Below are 23,720 nucleotides of genomic sequence, written 5' to 3' on the forward strand. Positions count from 1 at the left end.
CTTCTTACATTTTGAATTCATTTGCACTACCTTCTACCATTACCAAGCTTATTTTTACCTTTCACATCAGGTTTTTCACATTACAGGAGGCTTTTTTCATGCTAATAATGAAACGCGATGGTCGTCAAGAAATCTTTCAACCAGAAAAGATAATCACAACAATTACTCAGGCATGCTTGCCCACGTCAGGTACAGTAAACGTGGCCCTTAGTGAGGAGATTGCCCATTGTATTGAGGAACATCTTACACAGCAACCACGCATGCAACCGCTAACCGCAGAGCGGGAGCTTCCCTACATAAATCCAATATCTACACAGACGATACACGAGTTAATTATTGCACAGCTATGTGAAAAAGATCACAACGATGTTGCTGATTCCTTTTCTGCCTACCGTCAACAACGTGATCGCCTTCGTCTGAAGCAAAGCGAGTTATACAGCATTAGTGAGGCTGTCATCGGCCTACAGGATATGGATTTACTTCGAGAAAATGCAAATGTTAACGGAGAATCGTTCAGCGGGAAAATGAGTAAAATGGGCTCTGAATATGCGAAATGGCATGTGAAACAATATGTTTTACCAAGCAAGCTCCGTGAAGCAATCGATCATAATTATGTCTACGTGCATGATTTGGATCAGTATGCAATCGGTACAACTAACTGCATTTTCATTCCTTTTGACCGCCTACTAGCTGAAGGCTTTAATACTGGAAACGGATCAGTTCGCACCCCACAAAGCATTATGACGGCAATGGCTCTAGTCGCGATTATCTTTCAATCGCAGCAAAACAGCCAATTCGGCGGTGTTTCTGCTAACAAGATTGACTGGGATCTAGCCCCTTACGTCCGGAAATCCTTCGTCAAGCATCTGAAAAAAGGACTTCATTATTTTAACGAGGGTCCCGAGCTAGCTTTATCTGATGATCTACTTTATATGGATAACGAAAAACTAAAGCAGGATTTTCCCAAAAGCTTTACTTATGCCTTTGAAGAGACTGTCGCAGAGACCTATCAGGCCGCGGAATCTCTCATCCATAATCTAAATACGATGAGTAGCCGAGCTGGGGGACAAATTCCTTTTACCTCGCTTAATTATGGTATGTGTACTTCTACGGAAGGACGTCTGGTCTCACATGCGCTATTACAGGCAACAAGTAATGGGTTAGGAAATGGAGAAACCCCTATTTTCCCGCAGCATATTTTTCAATGTAAAACAGGGATTAATCAATCTGAGGGCGATCCCAACTATGATTTGTTCCAAGAAGCAATCGAATGCTCCAGTAAGCGCCTTTATCCGAATTTCGTCAATGTAGACGCTACGTTTAATCTCATCTACTACCGTGAGGATGATCCGAACACCATTATCGCTACAATGGGCTGCCGGACAAGATCCATATCAGATCGTTTTGGACGGAATTATAGTAGCGGTAAGGGAAATCTCTCGTTTAATACGATCAATCTTGTAAAATTGGGAATCGAATATGGGATTTGTCAAAACCAACGCGATCAGGCAGACATCACCGGCTTCTATAACGCCCTACAAAGCTATATGGATGTAGCTATCAGCGGTTTGATTCATCGTTTTGGCATCCAAGCTAAACAGCCGGCCAAAGCTTCGGATTTCATGATGCGTGAGGGTGTCTGGGAGGGCGGTAAAGAATTGCGTCCTGATGATGAGGTAGCTGATTTAATTAAGCATGGCAGCCTGGCTGTCGGCTTTATCGGACTAGCGGAATGCATGTATGCTCTTTATGGCAAGCACCACGGAGAAGATACAGAGGTATACCAGCGTGCGCTCTCTGTTATTTCCTTCATGCGCCAATACTGCGATGACATGAGCGAAAAATATAATCTCAACATTACCTTATTTGCTACTCCTGCTGAAGGTTTATCGGGCAAATTTACAAAAGCTGATCAAAAAACCTATGGAAAGCTTGCAGGAATTACTGACCGTGAATATTATACGAATTCCTTTCACATTCCTGTTTACTATTCGCTATCCGCTTCCCAAAAAATTAAGCTTGAAGCACCTTTTCACGAGCTATGCAACGCCGGGGCGATTACTTATATTGAGCTAGATGGAAATGCCCGACAAAACACAGTAGCTTTCCAACAGATTGTTCAGTACGCATTAAGAAGCAACGTAGGTTATTTCTCTATTAATCATCCATTGGATCGTTGCCCAAGCTGCGGTTATGAAGGGATTATCGGCACGCAATGCCCAAACTGTGGAAATACGGAAGACTCCGTTCATTTCCAACGTTTGCGCCGTGTAACTGGTTATATTACAGGCGATTATACACAGCGTTTTAATTCTGCAAAACAAGCGGAGGTTCTGGATCGGGTGAAGCACCAGTGAGTCAATCCATGCATATCTGCGAATATCGAAGGGAAAGTATTAACGAAGGCATTGGGTTACGTGCGGTCGTGTTTATAAGCGGCTGCCGTCACGCATGCCAGGGTTGTTTTAATCCAGAATCGTGGGATTTCAGCTATGGACAACCTTTTACACAAGCGTACCAGCAAGAGGTGATTCAGGAAATTTCCGATAATCCATTATTACATGGTCTGACCTTATGTGGAGGAGACCCATTTTTCTCCGCCACTGCCTGCGCCGCCTTTATCACTAGCTTTCGCCAAGCTTGTCTGGATAAAACAGTCTGGGCATATACTGGATTTACTTTTGAAGCATTACTCCTGCTAGATGAACAACGGCAGCTATTGGAGCTATGTGATGTCATTATTGACGGTAAATTTAAAGCGGAACAAAAAGACACCTCCCTGCGGTTTCGCGGAAGTCGTAATCAGCGCATCATTGATGTGAGGAAAAGTCTTGCAATAGGCTCCGTTATCGAATGGACGGAATAGCAATATTTAAATCTGTACCTTTTACCTCCTCAGTATTATTCTGATAGAAAGCTATTGTAATAATCTACCAAGGAGGTAACTATGTATGGCTATATATACCATCCAGCCAAAGCGCTCGACTCTGCATGGCTCCTTTAGCAGAGAAGCTTCCCCTATCCTGACAATACAATCTGGTGACACTGTTCGTTTCGAGACGCTTGATGCGGATTGGAACGTAGGCCCGGAACAAGCAAACGGCAGAAGAGTAGAATTTTGTACGCGAAAGCACCCTCAGGATAGCGGTCATGCCCTGATTGGTCCCTTGTACATTGCCGATGCCAAGGCTGGACAAAGCTTAGCAATACATATTAATGAATTACGTGTAGGTACATGGGGCTGGAGTCAGGGTGGCGGATTTGCCAGCGCCGTAAATAAACGTCTGGGAATGCAGGAAAAGGAAGGATATCCTTTAATCTGGGAGTTAGATGCGACGAACATGATCGGAACCAGCGATAAAGGGCATAAAATTCGCCTTCATCCATTTATGGGAGTAATGGGCATGCCGCCAGACGAACCAGGTATTCATTCTACTATTCCTCCTCGCTACTGTGGCGGCAACATAGATTGTAAAGAGCTAATCCCCGGGAGTACGCTCTATTTACCCATCCCTGTAGATGGCGGGCTCTTTTCCGTAGGAGATGGACACGCCGTCCAAGGAGACGGGGAAGTATCTGGACTTGCCATAGAATGTCCAATGGAGTTGGTTGACCTCACTTTTACAGTAGAAGATCGAGCGCTGTCTTTCCCACGAGCACAAACACCAACTAGTAAAATCACATTTGGAGTCCATAAGGATTTACACGAAGCCTCTATGATCGCATTAGAGGGCATGATTGATTGGATGCAGGAGCTGTATGGCTATGAACGAAAAGAAGCCTTAAATCTAGCCAGCCTGCTTGTTGATTTACGGATAACCCAGTTGGTTAACGATGTTGTGGGTGTTCATGCCGTGCTAGACGAGGATAAACTTATCATATAAATAAAGAATCGAAGGGTGCATGGACGAAATCATCTCTTCTGCTCTCGATAAATAAAGGGTGCCAACTGGAATAGTTAGCACCCTTTTCCCTTTTTATACGATGAACAAAAATCTTCTCCCGCAGTCAAGAAAGCTTCCTATTCTCTCTACTATAGCTAATAAGAAACCCTGCTCTGTCCACACAACAACAATTTTTTACCTGCTACTTACGCATTTTGTTTGCTCCCACTAGAATTACTCAAAAACGCCTTCATCATCATAGGTGTCACAATTGTCGTAATCAATACTACAACTACAATAACCGCAAACATATCGCTGCTTAGCATTTGAGATTCAAGCCCCATTGCTGCGATGATAAGTGCTACTTCCCCACGTGATACCATAGCTGCACCAACACCAAGGGAGCTTCTCCACTTAAAGCCTGCTAATCTGGCTCCGATCGCAGAGCCGATGAGCTTTGTTAGGATCGCTACCACACTCAAACCTAGGATTAGCCAGATGTTCTGTGTGATTCCCATAAATTGAGCCGTTACCCCAATCGAGGTAAAAAATACAGGAACGAAAATCGAGTAACTGATCGTTTCTACCTTTTCGAACACTTCATGCTTATGTTTCGTTAAACTAATAGCAACACCTGCAATATAAGCACCGATAATACCAGCAACACCTGCATACTCGGCTACGTAAGCATACACGAAACAAATGATGAGACCTGCTGAAATCACGGCTTCTGATACACGAAGCGGAGCAAATTTGTTTAACACCCATGGAACCACTTTCCATGCGAAAAGGATAGCTATGGCAAAGAATGCTATCTTTTTCAAGACTACTTCTCCCAAATTGATGTCTCCACCAGCAAAGCTCATAACAAAAGCCAGAGCAATAATAACAAGTACGTCATCAATGACAGCAGCTCCTAGAATCGTTGTTCCTTCTCTTGACTTTAATTTCCCCATTTCTTTCAATGTCTGAACGGAAATACTCACGCTTGTTGCAGAAAGTAACAGACCGAGGAAAATAGACTCAATTGTAGATAGCTGTAAGTAAATACCCACTAGATAACCACATGCGAAAGGAAAAATAATTCCGGCAACACCTACAAATGCTGATGCCTTACCAGTACGTTTGAATTCCTCTGTATCGGTTTCAAGTCCGGCAATAAACATCAATAAGATAACACCTATTTGACTCAATTCCTGAAGAATGTCTGTATTCGTCACTACCCCAAGTACAGTCGGCCCTAATACGATACCAATAAGGAGCTTTCCTAATACAGAGGGCTGACCTAATTTAGCACTGATATCTCCAGCGATTTTTGAAGCTAGCAAGATGATTGCTAATTGAAAAACAAGCATAGTTCTCCACCTCTTTTATGTTTATATCTTGAGCACACGAAGGGAAAAAAATACAAAAGGAGCCCATCGACCGTAGCTAAAAAAAGACATAGCAAAGCTGCGGTGGCAGGCTCCTCCAAAAAACAGATATGCTGTTTTATGTAATACATTTTTGTTTCCCAATTGAGGTATACGGACTATCTCAAAAAAGGTTTCAAAATTAACTGCATTCCCAAAATGTAAAATATGTTTTATTTTAGCTATCAATCTTCAAATCAAAGCACATCTTTACACTATACAAAAAGAAAAAACCTGACAAAATACAGGAGCTTCAGCCTGAGTTCTGCCCGGTTCTTGGTTCGATTTTTATTCTATTCATGAATGGAGACTGACGTCCTCTGTTCTTTTAAGCGGGTTCCCCCAACATAAAAGATAATGCTAATAAGAGATAAAAGTGCTAAAAATAGGAACATCGTCAATCCATTAAAATGTGACAGAATCATACCTGACACTCCCGGTCCGATAAAGGAGCCTAGTGTGGTAAAGCTAACTGCTCCAAAATAAGTTCCGCGAATATGATCAGGCGTAATCTCATCAATGATCGCATATTCAGCAGGTATCAAGAATATTTCACCTATAGTAAAGATGATCATTGAAATTAAAAATGATGGAAGGCTTAGCGAGAAAGCAAAACCAATGATGCCCGCACAAAATAGGGAAGTTCCTATCACAATCGATTGCAAGGAGGTTCTTTTTTCCATAAGACGCAAAATAGGGACACTCAACATAATGATAACAATCGCATGGGCGGACCATAAGACTCCTAAGAATGTAATGGCACTCTTTAGATCCGCGTAAAAATATTGAGAAAGAGTCACGGAAAATTGTCCATGAACGGTGGTCGCTAACAATCCTCCCAGAAGGAATAAAAACAAAATTTTATCTCTACCCAATGCTTTCATCGATGCTCGAAAGGTCACCTTCTCTTGCTGTGCTGAAATAGAAGTAACCTTATATTTTGCAAACCATAGATGCAATAGCAACCCATAGAATAGAAAAACAGCACAAGAAACATAGAAGGGAAGCGTGCTAGTTGCTTGTAAGCCGAGGAATGTACCTACTATGGGCCCAATAGCTAATCCCAGATTCCCACAAAAGTATTTCATTGAAAAGGCGCGAAGCCTTTTCCCACTCTCGGTAAGGTCAGCTATTAATGCCTTCGAACAAGGCTCAAAAAATGACAGCGTAAAACCTCTACCTATTGTCACTAGCATCAGTATGTAAGGAAATTCATGGAGTGTTAATCCAATTAACATGATCGCTGAGAGAATAAGGGATGCCATCATGACCTTTTTCCTTCCAATTAAATCTGACAAACTTCCTCCTAAAAATCCACCAAACATCGCTGCCAATGAACTAGAACCGATCAAAAAACCGATCTGAGTAATAGAAAGATTAGTATGTTCGCCTAAGTAAATGGCAAAATAGGGAATAATCATCCCGTTTCCAACGTTCATTAATACGGAGCCAATTAAAATGAGCTTTACAACAGGGTGGAACTCCTTCCACGCTTGCAGCATTACTCATTCTCCTTTATATAGGAAAGCAATCTATCCTGCATAGTCGTAATCTGCTGGATACGAAGACTATAGTTAATGACTCTCTCACTTGAATGGTGGGCACGAATCAGACCGGCGCACCGAAGCAAGCTTAGATGATAATGAAGATTACTTTTTGCTAATTGCGTTATTTCAGTTAGCTCCTTAAATGTTCGAGGCTTCGCATACAGACTTTTTAAAATAAGAATCCGGTTCTCATCAGACAAGCTATTAAACAGTGTAATTGTTCTTCTGGAGATATAGGGCGCGTTCCCTTGCAACTCTATTGGATAGAGGCAGGTTACAAATCCTTTATAATAATCGACCACACTCAAAGGTGCGTAATGATATTGAGGAACCAGCAATAGCTTTTGAATCTGTTCTGATTCTATTCGTATGCCATTCGTACTGTATTCCACAATATCAACAGGGTCCATCCTCTGTATGAGCTCCCTTTTTTCATTTGCATCATTTTCAAGCGCTTCTACTATAGAAGGGTCAATATGCTTGAAATATTGCTCATTCCATTCAGTAAAGAGATACACAAAATGCTGATGTAAATCAATCATATCCATAGGAATGACATCTACCCACGGTCGCATACAATCATACATTTCAACTGTAGATAGCTGTTCAAACCACTTAATAAAATTCTCTGGCGTCCGTTCCCCCGGACATTTATGTATCAGCAGGCTAAACCGATGAAGAATCTCCATTCGCTTATCTTTTAAAGCTTCCTTAAAGGTAGACTGTAGCTTTTGGTCTACCTCCTTCTTCCAATCAGAACCTAAGTCATATATCTTTAACCGATCCTTATTTACGTAATAATACAGACTTGTAACAAACTCATATACAGGTGAATAGTCCACTTCCAATTTGTACATGCTGTCCTCATCCTTTTTAGTTCTAATTTTTTAGAACAAATTTAGTTATAATTTTATAGAACTGATTGCAAGTTGTCAATATTTTAAAAAATGATGTATTTGTGTAGAGCTTCTATACCTGACAAAGGAGACACAATTGCTTCGTTCCCATGAAAAATATAAAGCAACCCTCTACTAGATAGAGATAATCTAATAGAGGGCTGTTATATGAATCATATTTACTGTTTTTCATGACCATGGAGATTACGCAGTAACCGACAAGCTCCAGAATTGGCCTTTCATATTGATTTTACCTGTCACTGTTGGAGCGCCCTTCTTGTGAAAGATGACCGTATCCCGATCACGTTTCATGGAGTATCCTTGTATATTAATTCCGAATACCTGCTTTACTTCTACACTCGCATTCATACTTATTTGCTTATTTGATATTTTTTTACACTTTTTCTCGGTTTCCGGCGTAATCGTAGGCATTAGATCCAGGGAGGAAACATGAACTACTTTACCTGTGTTAGTATCTATCTCTATCATAGAAGTTGTTTTCTGAAAGGACAGGGTATCATTTTTACCATTTATACTCCGATATACACGAATCCACTGCTGGGACATAGCATTCCTTGTACCTGAATAATTTTTCATTGCCTGTTGGGCAGCCTTCACCATTTTAGGGTTCACCTGTTTCAAGTCATATTGGATCGTAATGCTTGCCAATGTGTCATTTTCATAAGTAACGTTGATATCATTTCCCTCGATCGACGTCATTACTCCATTAGAAGGCAGATTGCCCATGACTCGGCTAACCTTATGAAACGCAATCGCGCGTTTAGGCTCCGCTTTTTTCAATTCAGCAAGAGCCTTATTCTTATAGGAAGGGCTCATTGCATCTAGTTCTTTAACAGTTAGATAGAGGATGGCACTATAGATTTTGCCTGTTTTTTGATTAAAAACAACCTGACCTTTTGCTTTGCCAGACTTGGGATAGATAAAGATCAGTCCATCAACTCCATCCTCTACACCGTATAATTCAATATCTTTTCCAGCTAGTTTTTTCATTGCATTCTTAGCCAATCCAACTGTCTTCGCATCCAAATTAGCGATCGTCTTCTTATATCTTTGCTCTTGTGCCATCACCGATAATCCTGCTTCAACAGTCCAAGCAGGCATTGATGCCACTAGCATCCCAGAGATAGTCAAAGCAGTGACGATTGTTTTATAGGATTTCATTTTTGTCTTCCCCCAAGTTGATGTTCCTTCGTATGAGATGTTATTTGTAGCCTAAATTGTTTTTCGAATTTCTGGCTATTGTAAGGTTAGTTCCTTTTTCCATTCAAGCTGATTTCCCTTTTCATTCTTAAAGTAGAAAGTGACCTCTCCTTTTTCCCCCTTCATTTTGGGGGTTATAAAAGAATCCAGAAAATTGGCCATCACCACAATAGCATTGCTTAGCAGGTTCACAATGACTTGTTCTATTCTTCTGGCATCTACATAAACGTATAGATTCGGATCACAGTTGAGCGTTACCTTTGCATGATCCTGCCTTCCACCCTCTTCATCAATGCCTTAGCTCGCGTAACCAGCACCTTGGGACTAAAAGGCTTGGTTCCATAGTCATCTGCTCCCAGCTCATATCCCAACCTCAGTTGCCTTTGAATTACTATCATTCTAGTATAGCCCGAAGAAGAAGGGTAATGCTTACCGATTAATCGCATATATTCCAAGCTTGTTATTGATTTTACTAATCCAAGCTTCCCCATCACCGATCATAATGCCCTGATCATTGATAAACAGGTCCTTTTCCTTTTGCCCGCGTATTGACTTGGTTACTGGCAGTGTCATAATTTTATCCTAATGCTTACCCTTTACAGCTAGTATAGTCTTTTCATGTGTACATCAAATGAAAGTGACGTGTACGATTATGTAGGAAGACAAATTCATATCTGATTGTGATACCATTTGCATATAAAATCAGCCGAGGACTGCCCCGTTTCTTACTAGAAATACAATTGGTTTATAAAGGAGCAATTATCATGAACAAAATCGACACCTATACAACAATTGTTGAAACTGCCTATAAGCTTTTTGCCGAAAATGGGTTTGAAAAAACCAGCTTAGCGATGATTGCAAAAGAAGTCGGAATTTCTAAACCTGCCATCTATTACTACTTTGAATCCAAAGAAACCCTTATCGACTTTCTCTTTGAAGAAATTTGTAAAGCGATTGATTTTAAAAAATCCGTTTCAATTGAGGCATACACAAAAGAAAATTTCCAAGCTCAATTATTATCCGATGGCTACCAGATGATAGAGGCTCAAAAAGAAGATAAATATATATCGCTAATTTTCAATGAATTTCTTTTACTCTCCACTCGAAACGAGAAATATCAGCAAAGATTACATCATGTCTTAGAGGGATTTCTTGCTGGATTCTTAGATTTATTGACGAGAGGCGCAGAACTTGGGATTCTTTCAAATAAAAACCTGACCACAAAAGCCCATATTCTTACTATGGTGTTTGATAATATCGGGAATTACATGCTTATGGGCTTTGATTTAGATTACGCAGACATTTGGAGACAAGCTGTGTTACGTGTTTTGGAAAGGAAGGACTGATTGGGTACTCGTTTTGAAAGCTAGAACCGCCTGAAGGATCAGGCATTTGCGACTCACCTATTTTATATCGTTGGCTTTACAGCAAATAAGGGGATGGGGACTTGTTAAAGGGAGGCTTTTTCCTATACGCGGGAGATCATCAGAGCCACTCACACCAGCCCCATCTGAAAATATTTGATCCACCCATTTACAAAAATGTATTTGGCTCTCGAATAAAAAAATCTTGAAAGTATTTCTACTTGTAGTATATTGTTTACTTAACGGTAAGTAAATAAATAATATTCTTACTTTTTGATGCCTTCTACACTAGTAGATACCCAGGATTTCCACGTTCATCAGTAAAAATGAGATGAGAAAAGAGGAGTAAGTAATGACTTTACCATCTACAAGAATATTAGGCTTTGATTTTGCAAGAGCTTGGGCCATTCTAGGTATGATCATTGTGAACTATTCTACCGTAATGAATGCGGGAACAAATGGCCCCGATTGGTTAGTAGCGTTAGCCAGCCTTCTTCAAGGAAGGGCATCCACTATCTTTGTGATTGTAGCTGGTATCGGTATTTCGCTCATGACAAAGAAAGCGAGAAACTCCAACAACCCCGCTTTCATTAGACAGAACCGAAGTATCATTTGGAAACGCGCTCTGTTTTTGTTTCTTTCAGGAATCCTTTTATACCTCTGTAGCTGGACAGGTGATATTTTGCATTATTATGGTGTCTATATGTTTGCTGGTTCTTTTCTTATTGCCGCTTCCAGCAGAAGCTTACTTCTATCTGTAGTAGGTATTCTCGTTACCTCCCAGCTTCTCCAGCTCGTTTTTCATTATGGAATAGGCTGGGACCCATTGCAGCCGATCATCCATTATGTGGACTTCTGGACACTGGAAGGTTTTTTTAGAAACCTGCTGTTTAATGGTTATCATCCTGTCTTTCCCTGGGTAGGCTTCTTCCTATTAGGAATGTGGCTAGGAAGGCAAGATTTAGCCAATAAAGTCTGTCGCAGAAAACTCCTCATCTGCTCAGCCATAGTTGCTATAGCAGTGGAGATACTCTCGTCAATACTCATTCAGCACATCGGTCATGTGATCGGAACAGATACGGCTGAATACTTCTTTTCGACTACTGCGTTTCCTCCAACTATTTTTTATTTTGTATCCGGTTCAAGTACATCTATTCTTGTCATCCTACTAAGTGTGTATTTCGCTGAACGATGTTCCACCAACTGGTTTACTCAAACCATGGTTAGCACCGGACAACTAGCGTTAACTCATTATGTGGGTCATGTATTTATTGGCTTTAGCATTCTGCAATATATCGGTAGGCTGGAAAATCAAACGCTTGCATTTGCCGTCTCCTACTCCCTAGCTTTCTTCGTCATAGCGGCTGTACTCTCAGCCTTTTGGAGAAACAAATATAGTCGAGGTCCTCTGGAGAGTCTAATGAGAAAATGTAGCGGGTAGCCCTCCTTATATTTGATTGCCATTTATACAACATTCAATAGCGATTTCACTTTGCAGCCAGCCTTGTAGGTTTTCCAGCTCAAATAACTGCTCAATATGATAAACGCCTGACGGGAACGATGAGCAATAGACCGCATCAGCTACACCCTCTGACATCCTGCCTCTCATATCCGAAGCCTATGGGTTATCAGAGTGTGAAAAGCAAATACTCGATCAGATTGTGAAAGGGTTCTCTACCAAAGAGATCGCCCATTCGCTTCATATTTCCGCCTATACGGTGCAGGACCATCTTAAATCTATCTTCGCGAAAACAGGGGTAACCAGCAGGAGACAGCTTATTTGGCACTTATTCTCCCGTTTCAGTGTTCATACCTAACAATAGTAAATGGTATAATTATCCAAGAGGAAAGCGAGCATCATTTCTCCTTTCATGAAAAACGTCATGTCAAACTGTCTGTTTTGTATAGACACTTTGACAAGTTCTCTCCTGCTTTACCCTTTCAGGAAGCGTATCTCTTGGTTGGTGTAATTTTTGCATGATGAACCTTTATATCATCCAAAGGAGGTACGCTTTATGGAGAATCCATTCACTTCTATCTCAAAAAGAAATTTTGTTGCCATTGTAGAAGTAATTAACCCGCCAGCTAATGCATTATCCTCTGCATCTATTGCAGAACTGCGCTCCGTTTTCCATAAGGATATCAGGAGGATGTACAACACGGGCTAAAAAGAGAACGCAATCGCTTTGCCGAATTATTTAAAACGAACGATGCTAGGGAAGGCATTCATGCTTTGTCGAGAAGCGCAAGCCTATTTTTACCCAATCATAAGGAGGATGTGCATGACTGAGGATGTTCTATTTACTGCGCAGAATGGAATAGGCACCATTTTATTAAACCGGCCAAAGGCTCTTAACTCCCTCTCTTTGGAGATGCTGTTGCCCATGTTAGAAAAGCTAAAGGAATGGGAGACAGATCAGACAATTAGCCTGATTATTCTAAAGGGAGCTGGGTCAAAGGGATTTTGTGCAGGGGGAGATATTAAGGCACTGTATGAAGCAAAAAACGACGTTCTGTCCTTGCAAAAAGCACAGCGTTTTTTTGAAGTAGAATATCAGCTCGACCAATATATGTACCGTTATTCCAAGCCCATTCTTGCTTGCCTGGATGGTATCGTGATGGGGGGCGGTGTAGGTCTTACCTATGGTTGCAGCCACAGAATTGTGACTAATCAGACAAGATGGGCGATGCCTGAAATGAATATCGGTTTTTTCCCTGATGTGGGGGCCGCTTATTTTTTAAATCGGGCCCCGGGAAAAATAGGGCGTTATTTGGCCTTGACCGCAACGGTTATTCGCCCTGAAGATGTGCTTTATATAAATGGTGCTGATGCCTGCATTCCAAGCGAAATCTTCCATGACTTTTTACATCAGGTAGAAGAAACAAATTGGCAGCAGCAGGACGTAGCTCGGACTTTAGAAAAACAGATTCAAGCCTATTCACAGCCCTCCGTCTTACAGAGTGAGCTTGCCTTATGGCAGGAAGAAATTGACCGTCACTTTGCATTTTCTACGGTCGAGGAAATCATCAGCTCTCTTGAACAGACTCTCAATGAATTCACAATCAAAACACGGGAAACTCTGTTGTCGAAATCTCCTCTTTCCCTAAAAGTAACCTTGCAGCAACAGATCAGAGGAGAGCGCGCAACGCTGGAGGAATGCTTTACAAACGATCTTATTCTTGCCAAAAACTTTATGAAACACAACGATTTTTATGAAGGGGTTCGTTCTGTTGTAATCGATAAGGACAATAGCCCGAACTATCAATATAGACAATTATCTGATGTTCATGAAGAGATGGTGCAGAAGTTTTTTCATGAATAAGCTAAAAAAAGCCGATCGCAAAGGAATCGGCTTTTTTGGTGATTAAAACCAGCGCTGCGTTACTACTTTTTTGCGCGTGAAAAATTGAACACCATCCTTGCCATTCGTTCCTAAATCTCCATAGAAGGAAGCTTTGTTGCCTGCAAAGGAGAAGAAAGCCATAGGAGCTGGAACGTTTACATTTACACCAATCATCCCCGCATCAATTTGATCTCGGAACATTTGAACATGCTTTCCACTTGATGTATAAATGACAGCGCCATTAGCAAACTTTGATTGATTCGTCAGCTTTATACCTTCTTCAAGATTTTTTACTCGGACAATACTTAAAACGGGGGCAAAAATTTCATCCTGCCAAATTTTCATAACTGGCTGTACCTGATCAAATATAGTAGCCCCTACGTAATATCCTCCCTCTTCCTCCACATTCCGGCCATCAACTAATAGAGTAGCTCCCTCCTTTATCCCAGACTCGATATACCCCAATACACGCTCCTTATGAGCTTCACGAATTAAGGGGCCCACAAAATTCTGCTCATAACGCCCGTCACCCGTTTTTAATGTACGTGTTTCCTCAACCAATGCCTCAATGAACTGATCCGCAATTTCGTCTACCACAGCAACTACTGAGCATGCCATACAACGCTCTCCACTACTTCCAAAGGCCGCCCCCACTACCCCCGCAACCGTCTTTTCCAGATGGCAATCTGGCATAACAATAGCATGGTTTTTTGCACCAGCTAAAGCCTGAACACGCTTTCCATTAGCAGTACCCACCTGATATACATATTTGGCAACAGGCTCCGAGCCTACGAAGGAGATTGCTTTAATGTCAGAATGCTCTACTATGCCATTTACTACCTCCTTACCGCCATGCACCAAGTTCAAGACTCCCTTTGGAAACCCTGCCTCATAAAATAGTTCCACTAATCTTCCTGCTAAAATAGGAGTGCGCTCAGAGACTTTTAACACAAAGGTATTACCGCATGCGATCGCAAGTGGAAACATCCAAAGCGGGACCATCATCGGAAAGTTAAAAGGCGTAATACCTGCCACTACCCCAAGCGGATAACGCCAAATAGACCCGTCAATTCCTTCAGCAATAGTAGGCAGGGTCTCACCCATCAGTAAGCTTGGGGCTGATGTAGCAAGCTCCACTACTTCAATTCCGCGCTGTACTTCTCCGCTGGCATCCTTCAATGTTTTTCCATTCTCTAATGTGATAATTTCAGCAAGCTCCTGCTTATGCTGTTGCAATAATTGGAGAAATGTATACAGGAATCTTGCCCGATTGGGAACCGGCACCTCCGCCCATCTCGTGTAAGCCTGAGCTGCTGCTTGTACGGCGCGATCTACATCCAGTCTCGTGGATAAGGGAACGATCGCGATTGTTTTTCCTGTGGCTGGATTGGGGACTTTTTCATATTCTGAGCCTGTGGAATCCACCCATTCTCCATTAATATGATTCTGAATGGTTTTTACCTGTAGCGTTACCATATCATTCACTCCTTTTTAGAGAATGCTTTTGGCTTGTTCATTCATTTTTTTATAAAGAACAGACATATCCTGTTCTCCCCATCCCTCTTTTTCAGCTTCTTCATAAAGCTTGAACAAGGCCTTACTAATAGGCAAATCTAACTCGCTATTTTCGGCTAAATCGAGGGCTAAGCCTAAATCCTTTAGGAGTAGCTTCAATGCAAAGCCAGGGTTATAGTCATCAGGGGCGATAAAGCTTCTGTAATTTCTTTCGTAGATTCTGCTTTGTCCATAACTGACATTTACTATCTGAAATAGAGTGTCTAGATTCATCTTGTTCTTTTGGGCTAAGGTAAGAGCCTCACTGACTCCTGCTGTATAAAAACCAATCAGTAGATTATTAATGATCTTCGTATTGGTTCCGCTATCTATCTGGTCGCTTACATGAAAAATATTGGTTCCTAGCACTTTCATAATGGGCAGAACTCGTTCATAGATTTCCTTTGACCCGCCCACCATAAAAGTAAGCGTCCGATTAATCGCGCCAATGACCCCTCCGCTGACAGGAGCAGCCAGAAAATGCACTCCTTTGGCGTTGGCCGCTTGCAATATCCTCACATTTACATCAGGTGAAACCGTACTTGTGTCAATGAAAACAAGGCGAGAATGGCTATGCTCGATAAGCCCCTCTTTTCCTAGATATAGATCCTCTACTACTTGAGGGGAGGGAAGGCTGGTGAAAATAACCTCGCACATGGCCGTCATGCTTGGAAGATCAACATCAACGAACCCGCCTGCTCGTTTAAAGGAAGCTTCTGCCTCTTTATTTAAGTCGATCCCATATACCGAGAAATTGGATTCCACTAGGTTCTTAGCCATCGGAAGCCCCATATTCCCCAGTCCGATAAACCCTATCTGCTTCATTGCCTTCAGCCCCCTTCAACTACGTATTTACCTGAAATTATCATTTTGTTCGCAATTTTCCGCTTCGCAAGCACAAGATTTGAGTACATGGAGAGTGTTTTGGATCGAATACTGTCCACGAGCGCCCTCCTGCTTGTTTCCATAGACTCTAGGCTTGAAATAATGGAGATCGTAGCCGCTTCTACTTGGCGATAGCCTTCCTCACAAAGCACATCCGTCATCAGTTGTTTTACTTCCTCTTTATCTGCTCCATGCTTTGCTCGCGCCTTATGATTCCGAATAAGTACGGACTCCATCATATAGATATCCCGGATACTATCAGCCAGTAATCGCAGGTACTCCTGTTCCTGCTCCACTTGCTGATAGATCCGTTTTGCAAGCATTTCTAACGCATTATAAAACAACTGCTTGGCGTAGTAGAGAAACTGCTGATTTCTACTAAGCTCGTTATGCATTCCGATCTCTTCTTTTGCAATAGTCCTTTTTAACAGCGCTCTTGCAATCGTTAGACGGTTGATTTCATTTGTCCCCTCAAAAATGCGACTAATCCTAGCGTCACGATATAGTCGTTCCACTTCATAATCCTGCATATAGCCGTATCCACCATGAATTTGAACCGCTTCATCCACAATCCAGGCTAACGCTTCAGAGCTTGCCACTTTATTAATGGCACACTCCATTGCATATTTAGATAGTTCGTTACTCGCCTCTTCCTTGCTGTGTAAAAAATCATCGATTACGCCTGCTGTTCGATAAGCAGCGCTCTCCGAAGCGTAAATGGCCACTGCCATATTTGCTATCTTTTCTTGGATCAACGGGAACTCGACCAATTTCTTTCCAAATTGCTTGCGTGTGGTGCCATACGCAATGGATAACTGAAGAGCCTGCTTTGCTGTGCCAATATTACCAAACGCCAGCTTAAGCCGAGCTAAGTTGAGAATATTTAATGCAACACGATGCCCTTTGCCCACCTCCCCTAGAACATTGGTAACAGGAATAGAAACCTCTTCTAGTAATAACGTGGCTGTAGAAGAGCCGTTGATCCCCATTTTCTTCTCTTCAGGCCCTAAGGAAACCCCACTTGCGCTTTTTTCAACAATAAATGCTGTCATCCCCAGCTGTGTTTTTGCAAATACCACAAAAACATCTGCAAGCCTTGCATTGGTAATCCACTGCTTTTCACCATTTAAAATCCAAGCTGTACCAGCATCGTTTAGATATGCAGATGTTCTTGCTTGAAGAGCATCAGAACCAGCGTTAGGTTCCGTTAAGGCATAGCCAGCAATCCATTCCCCTGACACTAGCTTGGGTAATATACGTTGTTTTTGTTCTTCGGTCCCATAATATACATATGGGAGTGTGCCAACACCTGCATGAATATTAAAGGATATGCTAAAGGAACCAGCATAACCCATCTTTTCTGCAACCAAGCCCGACACTTTTTTCCCCAAGGAAACTCCTCCGTATGCCTCTGGAACATCCACTCCCAACAGGCCAAGCTCCCCTGCCTGTGTAAACAGCTTCCTCGTCACACTGTAGTCATGTTGTTCTATTCTCTCTAATTTGGGAATAATGGCACTCTGAACAAACTGCTCTGTTGTTTTCGCAATCAGCTCTTCCTCAGCTTCAAAATCCTCAGGTGAAAAGAAAGATTGATTATCAAACAAGCATAATCCTACGACCAAACATTTGTTGTCTTCTCTTATCCCCATCCCTATCCTCCTCTTCGGCATTCTTACATCTCACCTATATTGCAAGGGCTGTGCCAATGAATAGCCTCCGTAATATAAGGGGGAGACAAGGAAGAGTTTGTATATTTTGTTTGAACAAATTGACAGAGTAAACACTTTCCTATTAGACATGAAATCTAGCTAGTTTATTGTATAGGGTAGCTCGTGAGATACCCAAACGCTCGGCCGCTTTTGATTTGTTCCCTTTGACCTCCTTTAGGACATTTTCAATTCGTTTTTTTTCTTCCTCTTCTTGATACGGCATAGCTCTCTTGTGTCGATTTTGGAGGGAAACAAGCGTCGAGTTCAATTCCGTTTGAGCGTGATAATGGTATATAAATTCCTCTGGCAAGTCTTTTGTGCCTATATGAGAGTGATCTATCAATACATACATTCTTTCCATAACATTGATAAGTTCGCGGACATTTCCCGGCCAATCGTATTTAAAAAAGAGTTGTAACGCTTCTTCATCCATTGTTTTTTTGGTGGTTCCGTACGTGGTACAAAGTCTGCTGGAGTATTCCTCCATAATACGCGGGATATCAGCTTTTCTTTGTCTAAGAGGGGGGATATGAATAGGAATAACGTGAAGCCGATGATAGAGGTCCTCTCTAAATTCACCCCTTTTCACCAGTTCCCCTAAATTTTTATTCGTCGCTGTGATCAATCGAAAATCTACAAATACGGAAGATACACTGCCAATGCGTTCAATCTCTTTTTCCTGTAAAACCCTTAAAATCTTCACTTGAGTAGATAGCGGTAAATCACCAATTTCATCTAAAAATAAGGTACCCCTATGGGCAAGCTCAAATTTTCCAGGCTTTCCGTCCTTGTTTGCCCCTGTGAACGCTCCACCCATATAGCCAAATAGTTCCGATTCTAATAGATTATCTGGAATGGCTGCACAATTTACAGGGATAAAGGAACCTTCTCTGGTCATTCCCAGATCGTGAATGGCACGCGCAAACTGTTCCTTTCCAACCCCACTCTCTCCCGTCAGCAAAACAGGAGCTCTCGACATTGCAGCCTTCCTAGCCATTTGTTTTGCCTTCATAATAGCCGAACTTTCCCCTAGTATCTCCTCCATGGCAGCCGATGCAGAGGGCTTATCCGGTCCATTAGCTGGCTTGGCTCTCATCGACATGGCATGCAAAGACTTCTGGTACCTCAGCAGTTCCTTGTTACGAATTGCCCCTTCATATTTCTGATTCTTTGCATTTGTGATGTATAAAGGAAGCCTTTCGATATCCCGCATAGAAAAACTAGACGTTTCCGTATAAGAACGCTTGGATAGCAAAGGGGCTATGATACCATCTAAGCCGATTCCTTCCTCCAATCCCTGAACACAATCCTGCAATTTGATAACCCCAAGTAAACTCCCCTTTTCAATAACGGGAAGCTCCGTACTCTCTAATTGGACCATTCCTCGCATAACTTCTCTAATAGAGCTGTCTTTACGTACCATCCACTTATCTTTTTTCATCCAATTCAGGACGGAATAGCGGTCCACATTATTCATAGCTACCTTACTCCTTCCCCCTAATTTCATCCTGCCCAATTCGAAGGAACAGGGGTATTTCGTTCCTTATTCATTCATGGTGAAGAAAAAAGCGACTGGTTAGTATCTGCACGTACATGACCCGCAAAGAAACCCCTCATCGCTTTTTATCGTTTTATCCCGTGTTCTATTGTTCTTTGGTTAAAATCGTTTTCGCTATTTCCTTATCCAACGCTTCGAACTCTTCATATGAAATAGCTTCGTACAATTCGCTTCTAGTCTGCATATTAGCTAGTTCACCTTTTTGGGTACCTTGTTTTTTCATCACTTGAAAAGCACGCTCGTATGCCTTAGCCGCCACTCTAAGCGACGTTACTGGATAAATAACCATGCGGTACCCCAGCTTAGCGAATTCCTCTGCTGTATAATAAGGAGTTTTCCCAAATTCAGTCATATTTGCTAGTAAAGGTGCCGATATACGCTGGGCAAACATACGAAACTCCTCCGCTGATTCTAGTGCTTCGGGAAATATGGCATCTGCCCCAGCCTCCACATAAGAACGTGCCCTTTCTATCGCTGCGTCCAAACCTTCTACTGACCTAGCATCAGTACGTGCGACAAGTACTAACGTTGGCGCTACCTTTTTAATCGCGATAATCTTCTGGACCATTTCTTCTGTCGTCACAAGCTTCTTGCCATTTAAATGTCCACATTTTTTGGGAAGCTGCTGATCCTCTAGTTGCACCGCGGCAACATTAGCCTCTAGCATTTCTCTAGCAGTCCGGGCAACATTAAGAATCCCGCCAAATCCTGTATCTATATCTACTAATACTGGTAAATCAGTTGCGCGTATCAATTCCTTTGCCCGTTGAGCTATCTCAGTAGACGTGATGATTCCTAGGTCTGGCAAACCACAACTGGCCGTGTAAGCTGCACCAGATAAATAGAGCGCTGAAAACCCCGCCCGCCTCGCCATAAGAGCCGCCATCGCATCGTGTGCGCCGGGAATTTGCAAAAGATCGGGCGCATTCATCAGTTTCCTGAATTTCTTCGCTAATTCAGCTTGTGATGACGGCTGATCGACAATCCAAGCCATTTCGTTTGCCCCTCTCTATAGTAAAAATAATTCGATAAATTCAGTAACGGCCATGCTCTTTACCCTTTCTGAATCCATGCAAGCTTCTTTTATTTTACGAACCTGCTTTTGTGAATAATGTGTCCTTACATTTTCAACAAATTTTTCAATGACTTTAGGGATGGCTTCTCCCCTGCGGAAGCGGTGCCCTAATGGATATTCGCATTCTATTTGTTCAGAAGAAGACCCGTCTTTATAATGCACTTGAACAGCGTTTGCGATCGAGCGCTTACTCGGTTCTAAATAATCAATGCTGTACTGTTTATTTTCAACAACCACCATCTTATTACGTAAGATATCGATTCTTGGATCTGATGCTGCTAGGTCTTCATAATGGTCTGCTTTAATATCACCAAATAGCAAGCCGATAGCCGTAATATATTGCAAGCAATGATCCCGGTCTGCTGGATTATTCAATGGACCTACCTTATCAATGATTCGAATAGCTGATTCATGTGTTGTGATTGTAATGCTGTCAATCTCACCAAAACGAGCCATTACCTCCGGATGAAGCTTGATTGCGCATTCCGCGGCTGTTTGTGCATGAAATTCGGCTGGATAGGAGACTTTGAACAGCACATTCTCCATTACATAGGCATCCAAGGGTCGAGCTAGCTTTAACTCTTGTTTATTGAACAAAACATCCTGGAATCCCCAGCCTGGTGCAGTAAGAGCTGTTGGATATCCCATTTCTCCCTTTAAGGCCATCATAGCTAGCTGAACACCTCGGCTAGTTGCATCGCCAGCAGCCCAGGATTTACGTGATCCTGTATTCGGAGCATGCCTATATGTCCGTAAACTGCTATTATCAAGCCAAGCATTTGATAATGCGTTGTTTATTTCTTCCCGGGTTCCTCCTAGCATCTGTGCTACCACTGCTGTTGTTGCAATTTTAACAAACAAAACATGATCAAGCCCGACTCGATTCAAGCTGTTTTCTAATGCCAGCACTCCCTGAATTTCATGTGCTTTAATCATCGCCTCCAGCACCTGATGCATCGTTAATGGCTGTTTCCCCTCCGAGATACGTACACGGCTTATATAATCAGCAACAGCTAAAATCCCTCCCAGATTATCTGATGGATGTCCCCATTCTGCCGCCAGCCACGTGTCATTGTAATCTAGCCAACGAATGATACAACCAATATTAAAAGCGCCTCTCACTGGGTCAAGAACAAAGGATGTACCTGGCACCCTACATCCATTGGGAACAACTGTCCCCGGAACAATAGGTCCCAGCAGCTTCGTGCAATCAGGATAGCTCAATGCCAAAATTCCACATCCAAGTGTATCCAGCAGGACATATCTAGCAGTCTCAAATGCTTCCAAGCTCGTAATCCTCTTATGTAAAACATAATCTGTAATTTGCTCGATCAGCTCATCCGTTTTGTTAATCTCCATATTTTTTAACAAAGTATCCTTCCCTTTCTATTTAAAATTATTTATCATGGTACGTGATGTTGGTCAGAACATCATGTAGGCGTTGCTGGCTTCACATAAAATTCCCAATCCTACCTCAAAAAACATGCCGCTCGCCTACATATTTTACACGTGGCCGGAATAGACGATTTTGTGCGTGCTGTTCAAGAACATGTGCGCAAATTCCTGCTGTTCTCGCAGCGAAAAAGATAGGTGTATACAATGGAATAGGAATCCCAAGCATCCAATACACAGGCGCTGCATAGTAGTCCAAATTCGGGTAAAGTCCCTTTTCCCTCTCCATAATCCTCTCACCGGATTCACACATGTGGTATAAAAGATCGTCCCCTTTTATATGACATAGCTGCTGTAAGGCTCCTTTCATCATTGTCGCTCTCGGGTCCATTTTTTTCATATAGACCCGGTGACCAAATCCCATTATCTTTTCTTTGTTGGACAGCTTGGTACGTAACATCTCCTCGAACTTGGAAATTGTCCCTGCCTCTAGCAATAAGTGCATAACAGCCTCATTTGCTCCCCCATGAAGACTACCCTTCAAGGAAGCAACCGCCCCCGTCAAAGCTCCGTACAAATCCGATTGCGTAGAAGCGATGACCCTTGCTGTAAACGTGGAATTCGGCATCTCATGCTCGCTGTACAAAAGCAAAGACAGATCAAATATTTTTTCCTCAATCGGCGATGGCTTTCTCCCGGTGACCATATAGAAAAAGTTAGCACTATACGGTACATTTTTGTCTGGATGGAATGGCTCCTTTTTGGTCAGAATCCGATAACTATTAGCCACTATGCTAGGAACTTGACCTAATAACCGATAAGCCCGCTCCTTATTAACAAGCATGGAGCGATCGTCAATTCGATGATCATACCCTCCCAGAACGGAAATTCCTGTTCGCAGGCCATCCATAGCGTGTGTCTGCTCAGGCAACAGCTTTAAAACCTCAAACACCGCACTAGGCAATTCATCTCGCTCTAGCATGCTTGTTTCCAAAGAGTTTTTCTCTGCCTGATCGGGAAGCCGTCCCTCCAGTAAAAGATGAATAATATCGACATAGCTAACGGATTTAGAAAGCTCAATCAGATCGTAACCCCGAATCACGATTTCCTCTTGTATGGTATCAAGGTAGGAAATGCTTGTTTCTGTAGCCACCACACCGTCTAGCCCAGGAGAAAATTTTTCAAGCTCGTTCATTCTTCTTCCTCCATTCCAAATAACTGTTCTTTGGTTAGCTTGTAGGCTTTTTCAAGGTTGCGATAGTAATCTGTTTTGACTTCCTCTGTAACGTCTTGTCGCTTGATTTCATTCCCTAATAGACCATAAATGACTTCTAGCGAATTAGGACTTTCTAAACTTAGATTGTTCATGATTGCTGTGTTGAAATAATTTCTGAAATATCCTACTGTCCCAAACAAAAAATCCCTCCTAGACTTCAAAGCAGCGCAACACGCAAAAAAACAACTTCCTAAAAGAAAGTTGTTGTTAATGGGCGAAAGCGAAAAACTCAAATAAACATGTAAAAATCTTAAAATACCACATGTTTCATCGCTCGCACGTAACACCTCCTATCCTCGTAGGAACTGATGTGTGTGCTAAAACAGGCAGGTCTCCTGGCTCATGATCATCGCGATTCGAACCTTCCCATTTTCATTTGAATGAAAACAGTGGCATTTTTTCGAATAGCTCTCATTTACAGTTGCGGGACAGCGTCGGATTCTAACCGAACTTCCCTTTTAAGCAAATAACGAAGGTTATCTGCACCTGTTTCTACACCTATTTGATTTTCAGCTTAAACATAACAAATAGTCTAAAAAATTACAATTATTAATTTTATATCTGTAGTGACTTTATTGCTTTGATATTATCATGTTGAAC

21 protein-coding genes, 2 pseudogenes and 1 riboswitch are annotated in these 23,720 nt (G+C 42.1%); of the genes and pseudogenes, 8 read left to right on the forward strand and 15 right to left on the reverse strand.

Translation table 11 applies throughout. The features are described from left to right. The first annotated feature begins 98 nt into the window (after nucleotides 1-98). From O0550_RS17190 to O0550_RS17200, 3 genes are all read left to right on the forward strand, one after another. Nucleotides 99-2,357, forward strand: a complete 2,259-nt coding sequence (locus tag O0550_RS17190; RefSeq protein ID WP_258426905.1) for an anaerobic ribonucleoside triphosphate reductase — start codon at nucleotides 99-101, stop codon at nucleotides 2,355-2,357. 8 nt (nucleotides 2,358-2,365) lie between these two features. Beyond that, on the forward strand, nucleotides 2,366-2,866 hold the full coding sequence (nrdG, locus tag O0550_RS17195; protein WP_258426934.1) for an anaerobic ribonucleoside-triphosphate reductase activating protein: 501 nt from the start codon (nucleotides 2,366-2,368) through the stop codon (nucleotides 2,864-2,866). Between the two features lie 85 nt (nucleotides 2,867-2,951). Then, the gene (locus O0550_RS17200; protein ID WP_101667234.1) at nucleotides 2,952-3,884 is read left to right on the forward strand and encodes an acetamidase/formamidase family protein; all 933 of its coding nucleotides are present in this window, start codon (nucleotides 2,952-2,954) and stop codon (nucleotides 3,882-3,884) included. Between the two features lie 206 nt (nucleotides 3,885-4,090). On the opposite strand, the gene O0550_RS17205 is transcribed toward O0550_RS17200, so the two are convergent. The 6 genes and pseudogenes from O0550_RS17205 to O0550_RS17230 form a co-directional block, all read right to left on the reverse strand. Next, entirely contained in the window at nucleotides 4,091-5,239 is a 1,149-nt protein-coding gene (locus tag O0550_RS17205) for a cation:proton antiporter (protein WP_258426906.1), read from the reverse strand. Between the two features lie 350 nt (nucleotides 5,240-5,589). Then, a complete protein-coding gene (locus O0550_RS17210) occupies nucleotides 5,590-6,798 on the reverse strand; it encodes an MDR family MFS transporter (RefSeq protein ID WP_258426907.1) in 1,209 nt (402 codons plus the stop codon). Further along, nucleotides 6,798-7,700 carry an ArsR/SmtB family transcription factor gene (locus O0550_RS17215; protein WP_258426908.1) on the reverse strand — a complete coding sequence of 301 codons (903 nt, stop codon included), beginning with the start codon at nucleotides 7,698-7,700 and terminating at the stop codon, nucleotides 6,798-6,800. Before O0550_RS17215 ends, O0550_RS17210 begins: the two co-directional genes overlap by 1 nt. 243 nt (nucleotides 7,701-7,943) lie before the next feature. After that, nucleotides 7,944-8,921, reverse strand: a complete 978-nt coding sequence (locus O0550_RS17220; RefSeq protein ID WP_258426909.1) for a hypothetical protein — start codon at nucleotides 8,919-8,921, stop codon at nucleotides 7,944-7,946. Between the two features lie 305 nt (nucleotides 8,922-9,226). Continuing rightward, nucleotides 9,227-9,331 (reverse strand): annotated as a pseudogene (locus O0550_RS17225) (DNA-binding response regulator); the annotation flags it as partial. Nucleotides 9,332-9,389: 58 nt separating this feature from the next. After that, nucleotides 9,390-9,533 carry a hypothetical protein gene (locus O0550_RS17230; protein WP_022585363.1) on the reverse strand — a complete coding sequence of 48 codons (144 nt, stop codon included), beginning with the start codon at nucleotides 9,531-9,533 and terminating at the stop codon, nucleotides 9,390-9,392. A gap of 191 nt (nucleotides 9,534-9,724) precedes the next feature. On the opposite strand from O0550_RS17230, the gene O0550_RS17235 reads away from it, so the two are divergent. Together O0550_RS17235 and O0550_RS17240 are read left to right on the forward strand one after the other, a co-directional pair. Then, nucleotides 9,725-10,306, forward strand: a complete 582-nt coding sequence (locus tag O0550_RS17235; RefSeq protein ID WP_258426910.1) for a TetR/AcrR family transcriptional regulator — start codon at nucleotides 9,725-9,727, stop codon at nucleotides 10,304-10,306. A gap of 370 nt (nucleotides 10,307-10,676) precedes the next feature. Then, a complete protein-coding gene (locus tag O0550_RS17240) occupies nucleotides 10,677-11,765 on the forward strand; it encodes a DUF418 domain-containing protein (protein ID WP_258426911.1) in 1,089 nt (362 codons plus the stop codon). A 6-nt stretch (nucleotides 11,766-11,771) separates the two neighbouring features. Here the strand turns inward: O0550_RS17240 and O0550_RS17245 are convergent, their stop codons facing one another. Further along, on the reverse strand, nucleotides 11,772-11,921 hold the full coding sequence (locus O0550_RS17245; RefSeq protein ID WP_162988307.1) for a hypothetical protein: 150 nt from the start codon (nucleotides 11,919-11,921) through the stop codon (nucleotides 11,772-11,774). Between O0550_RS17245 and O0550_RS17250 the strand changes: the two are divergent. From O0550_RS17250 to O0550_RS17260, 3 genes and pseudogenes are all read left to right on the forward strand, one after another. Next, nucleotides 11,905-12,141: pseudogene (locus tag O0550_RS17250) on the forward strand (helix-turn-helix transcriptional regulator); the annotation flags it as partial. The gene O0550_RS17245 and the pseudogene O0550_RS17250 sit on opposite strands and share 17 nt — an antisense overlap. Before the next feature lie 198 nt (nucleotides 12,142-12,339). Then, nucleotides 12,340-12,492, forward strand: a complete 153-nt coding sequence (locus tag O0550_RS17255) for a hypothetical protein (protein WP_258426912.1) — start codon at nucleotides 12,340-12,342, stop codon at nucleotides 12,490-12,492. A 114-nt stretch (nucleotides 12,493-12,606) separates the two neighbouring features. Continuing rightward, nucleotides 12,607-13,647, forward strand: a complete 1,041-nt coding sequence (locus O0550_RS17260; RefSeq protein WP_258426913.1) for an enoyl-CoA hydratase/isomerase family protein — start codon at nucleotides 12,607-12,609, stop codon at nucleotides 13,645-13,647. Between the two features lie 42 nt (nucleotides 13,648-13,689). On the opposite strand, the gene O0550_RS17265 is transcribed toward O0550_RS17260, so the two are convergent. The 8 genes from O0550_RS17265 to O0550_RS17300 form a co-directional block, all read right to left on the reverse strand. Next, nucleotides 13,690-15,144: a CoA-acylating methylmalonate-semialdehyde dehydrogenase gene (locus O0550_RS17265; protein WP_258426914.1), complete on the reverse strand. Its 1,455-nt coding sequence runs from the start codon at nucleotides 15,142-15,144 to the stop codon at nucleotides 13,690-13,692. Between the two features lie 15 nt (nucleotides 15,145-15,159). Next, nucleotides 15,160-16,047: an NAD(P)-dependent oxidoreductase gene (locus O0550_RS17270; protein WP_003343210.1), complete on the reverse strand. Its 888-nt coding sequence runs from the start codon at nucleotides 16,045-16,047 to the stop codon at nucleotides 15,160-15,162. A gap of 5 nt (nucleotides 16,048-16,052) precedes the next feature. Then, complete coding sequence (locus O0550_RS17275) at nucleotides 16,053-17,759, reverse strand: acyl-CoA dehydrogenase family protein (RefSeq protein ID WP_258426915.1); 1,707 nt, start codon at nucleotides 17,757-17,759, stop codon at nucleotides 16,053-16,055. A 142-nt stretch (nucleotides 17,760-17,901) separates the two neighbouring features. Then, nucleotides 17,902-19,296 carry a sigma 54-interacting transcriptional regulator gene (locus O0550_RS17280; RefSeq protein WP_258426916.1) on the reverse strand — a complete coding sequence of 465 codons (1,395 nt, stop codon included), beginning with the start codon at nucleotides 19,294-19,296 and terminating at the stop codon, nucleotides 17,902-17,904. 166 nt (nucleotides 19,297-19,462) lie between these two features. Then, nucleotides 19,463-20,371 carry a methylisocitrate lyase gene (prpB, locus tag O0550_RS17285; RefSeq protein WP_258426917.1) on the reverse strand — a complete coding sequence of 303 codons (909 nt, stop codon included), beginning with the start codon at nucleotides 20,369-20,371 and terminating at the stop codon, nucleotides 19,463-19,465. A gap of 15 nt (nucleotides 20,372-20,386) precedes the next feature. Then, nucleotides 20,387-21,811: a 2-methylcitrate dehydratase gene (prpD, locus tag O0550_RS17290; protein WP_396125771.1), complete on the reverse strand. Its 1,425-nt coding sequence runs from the start codon at nucleotides 21,809-21,811 to the stop codon at nucleotides 20,387-20,389. 115 nt (nucleotides 21,812-21,926) lie between these two features. Beyond that, on the reverse strand, nucleotides 21,927-23,039 hold the full coding sequence (gene mmgD, locus O0550_RS17295; protein WP_258426919.1) for a citrate synthase: 1,113 nt from the start codon (nucleotides 23,037-23,039) through the stop codon (nucleotides 21,927-21,929). Continuing rightward, nucleotides 23,036-23,260, reverse strand: coding sequence for a hypothetical protein (locus O0550_RS17300; protein WP_035318787.1), 225 nt, complete (start codon nucleotides 23,258-23,260; stop codon nucleotides 23,036-23,038). Before O0550_RS17300 ends, mmgD begins: the two co-directional genes overlap by 4 nt. 168 nt (nucleotides 23,261-23,428) lie before the next feature. Next, nucleotides 23,429-23,625, reverse strand: a riboswitch (cobalamin riboswitch). Nucleotides 23,626-23,720 lie beyond the last annotated feature (95 nt).

Origin of the sequence: Brevibacillus halotolerans, from assembly GCF_026891775.1 — a bacterium.
Classification (GTDB): Bacteria; Bacillota; Bacilli; order Brevibacillales; family Brevibacillaceae; genus Brevibacillus_B; species Brevibacillus_B halotolerans.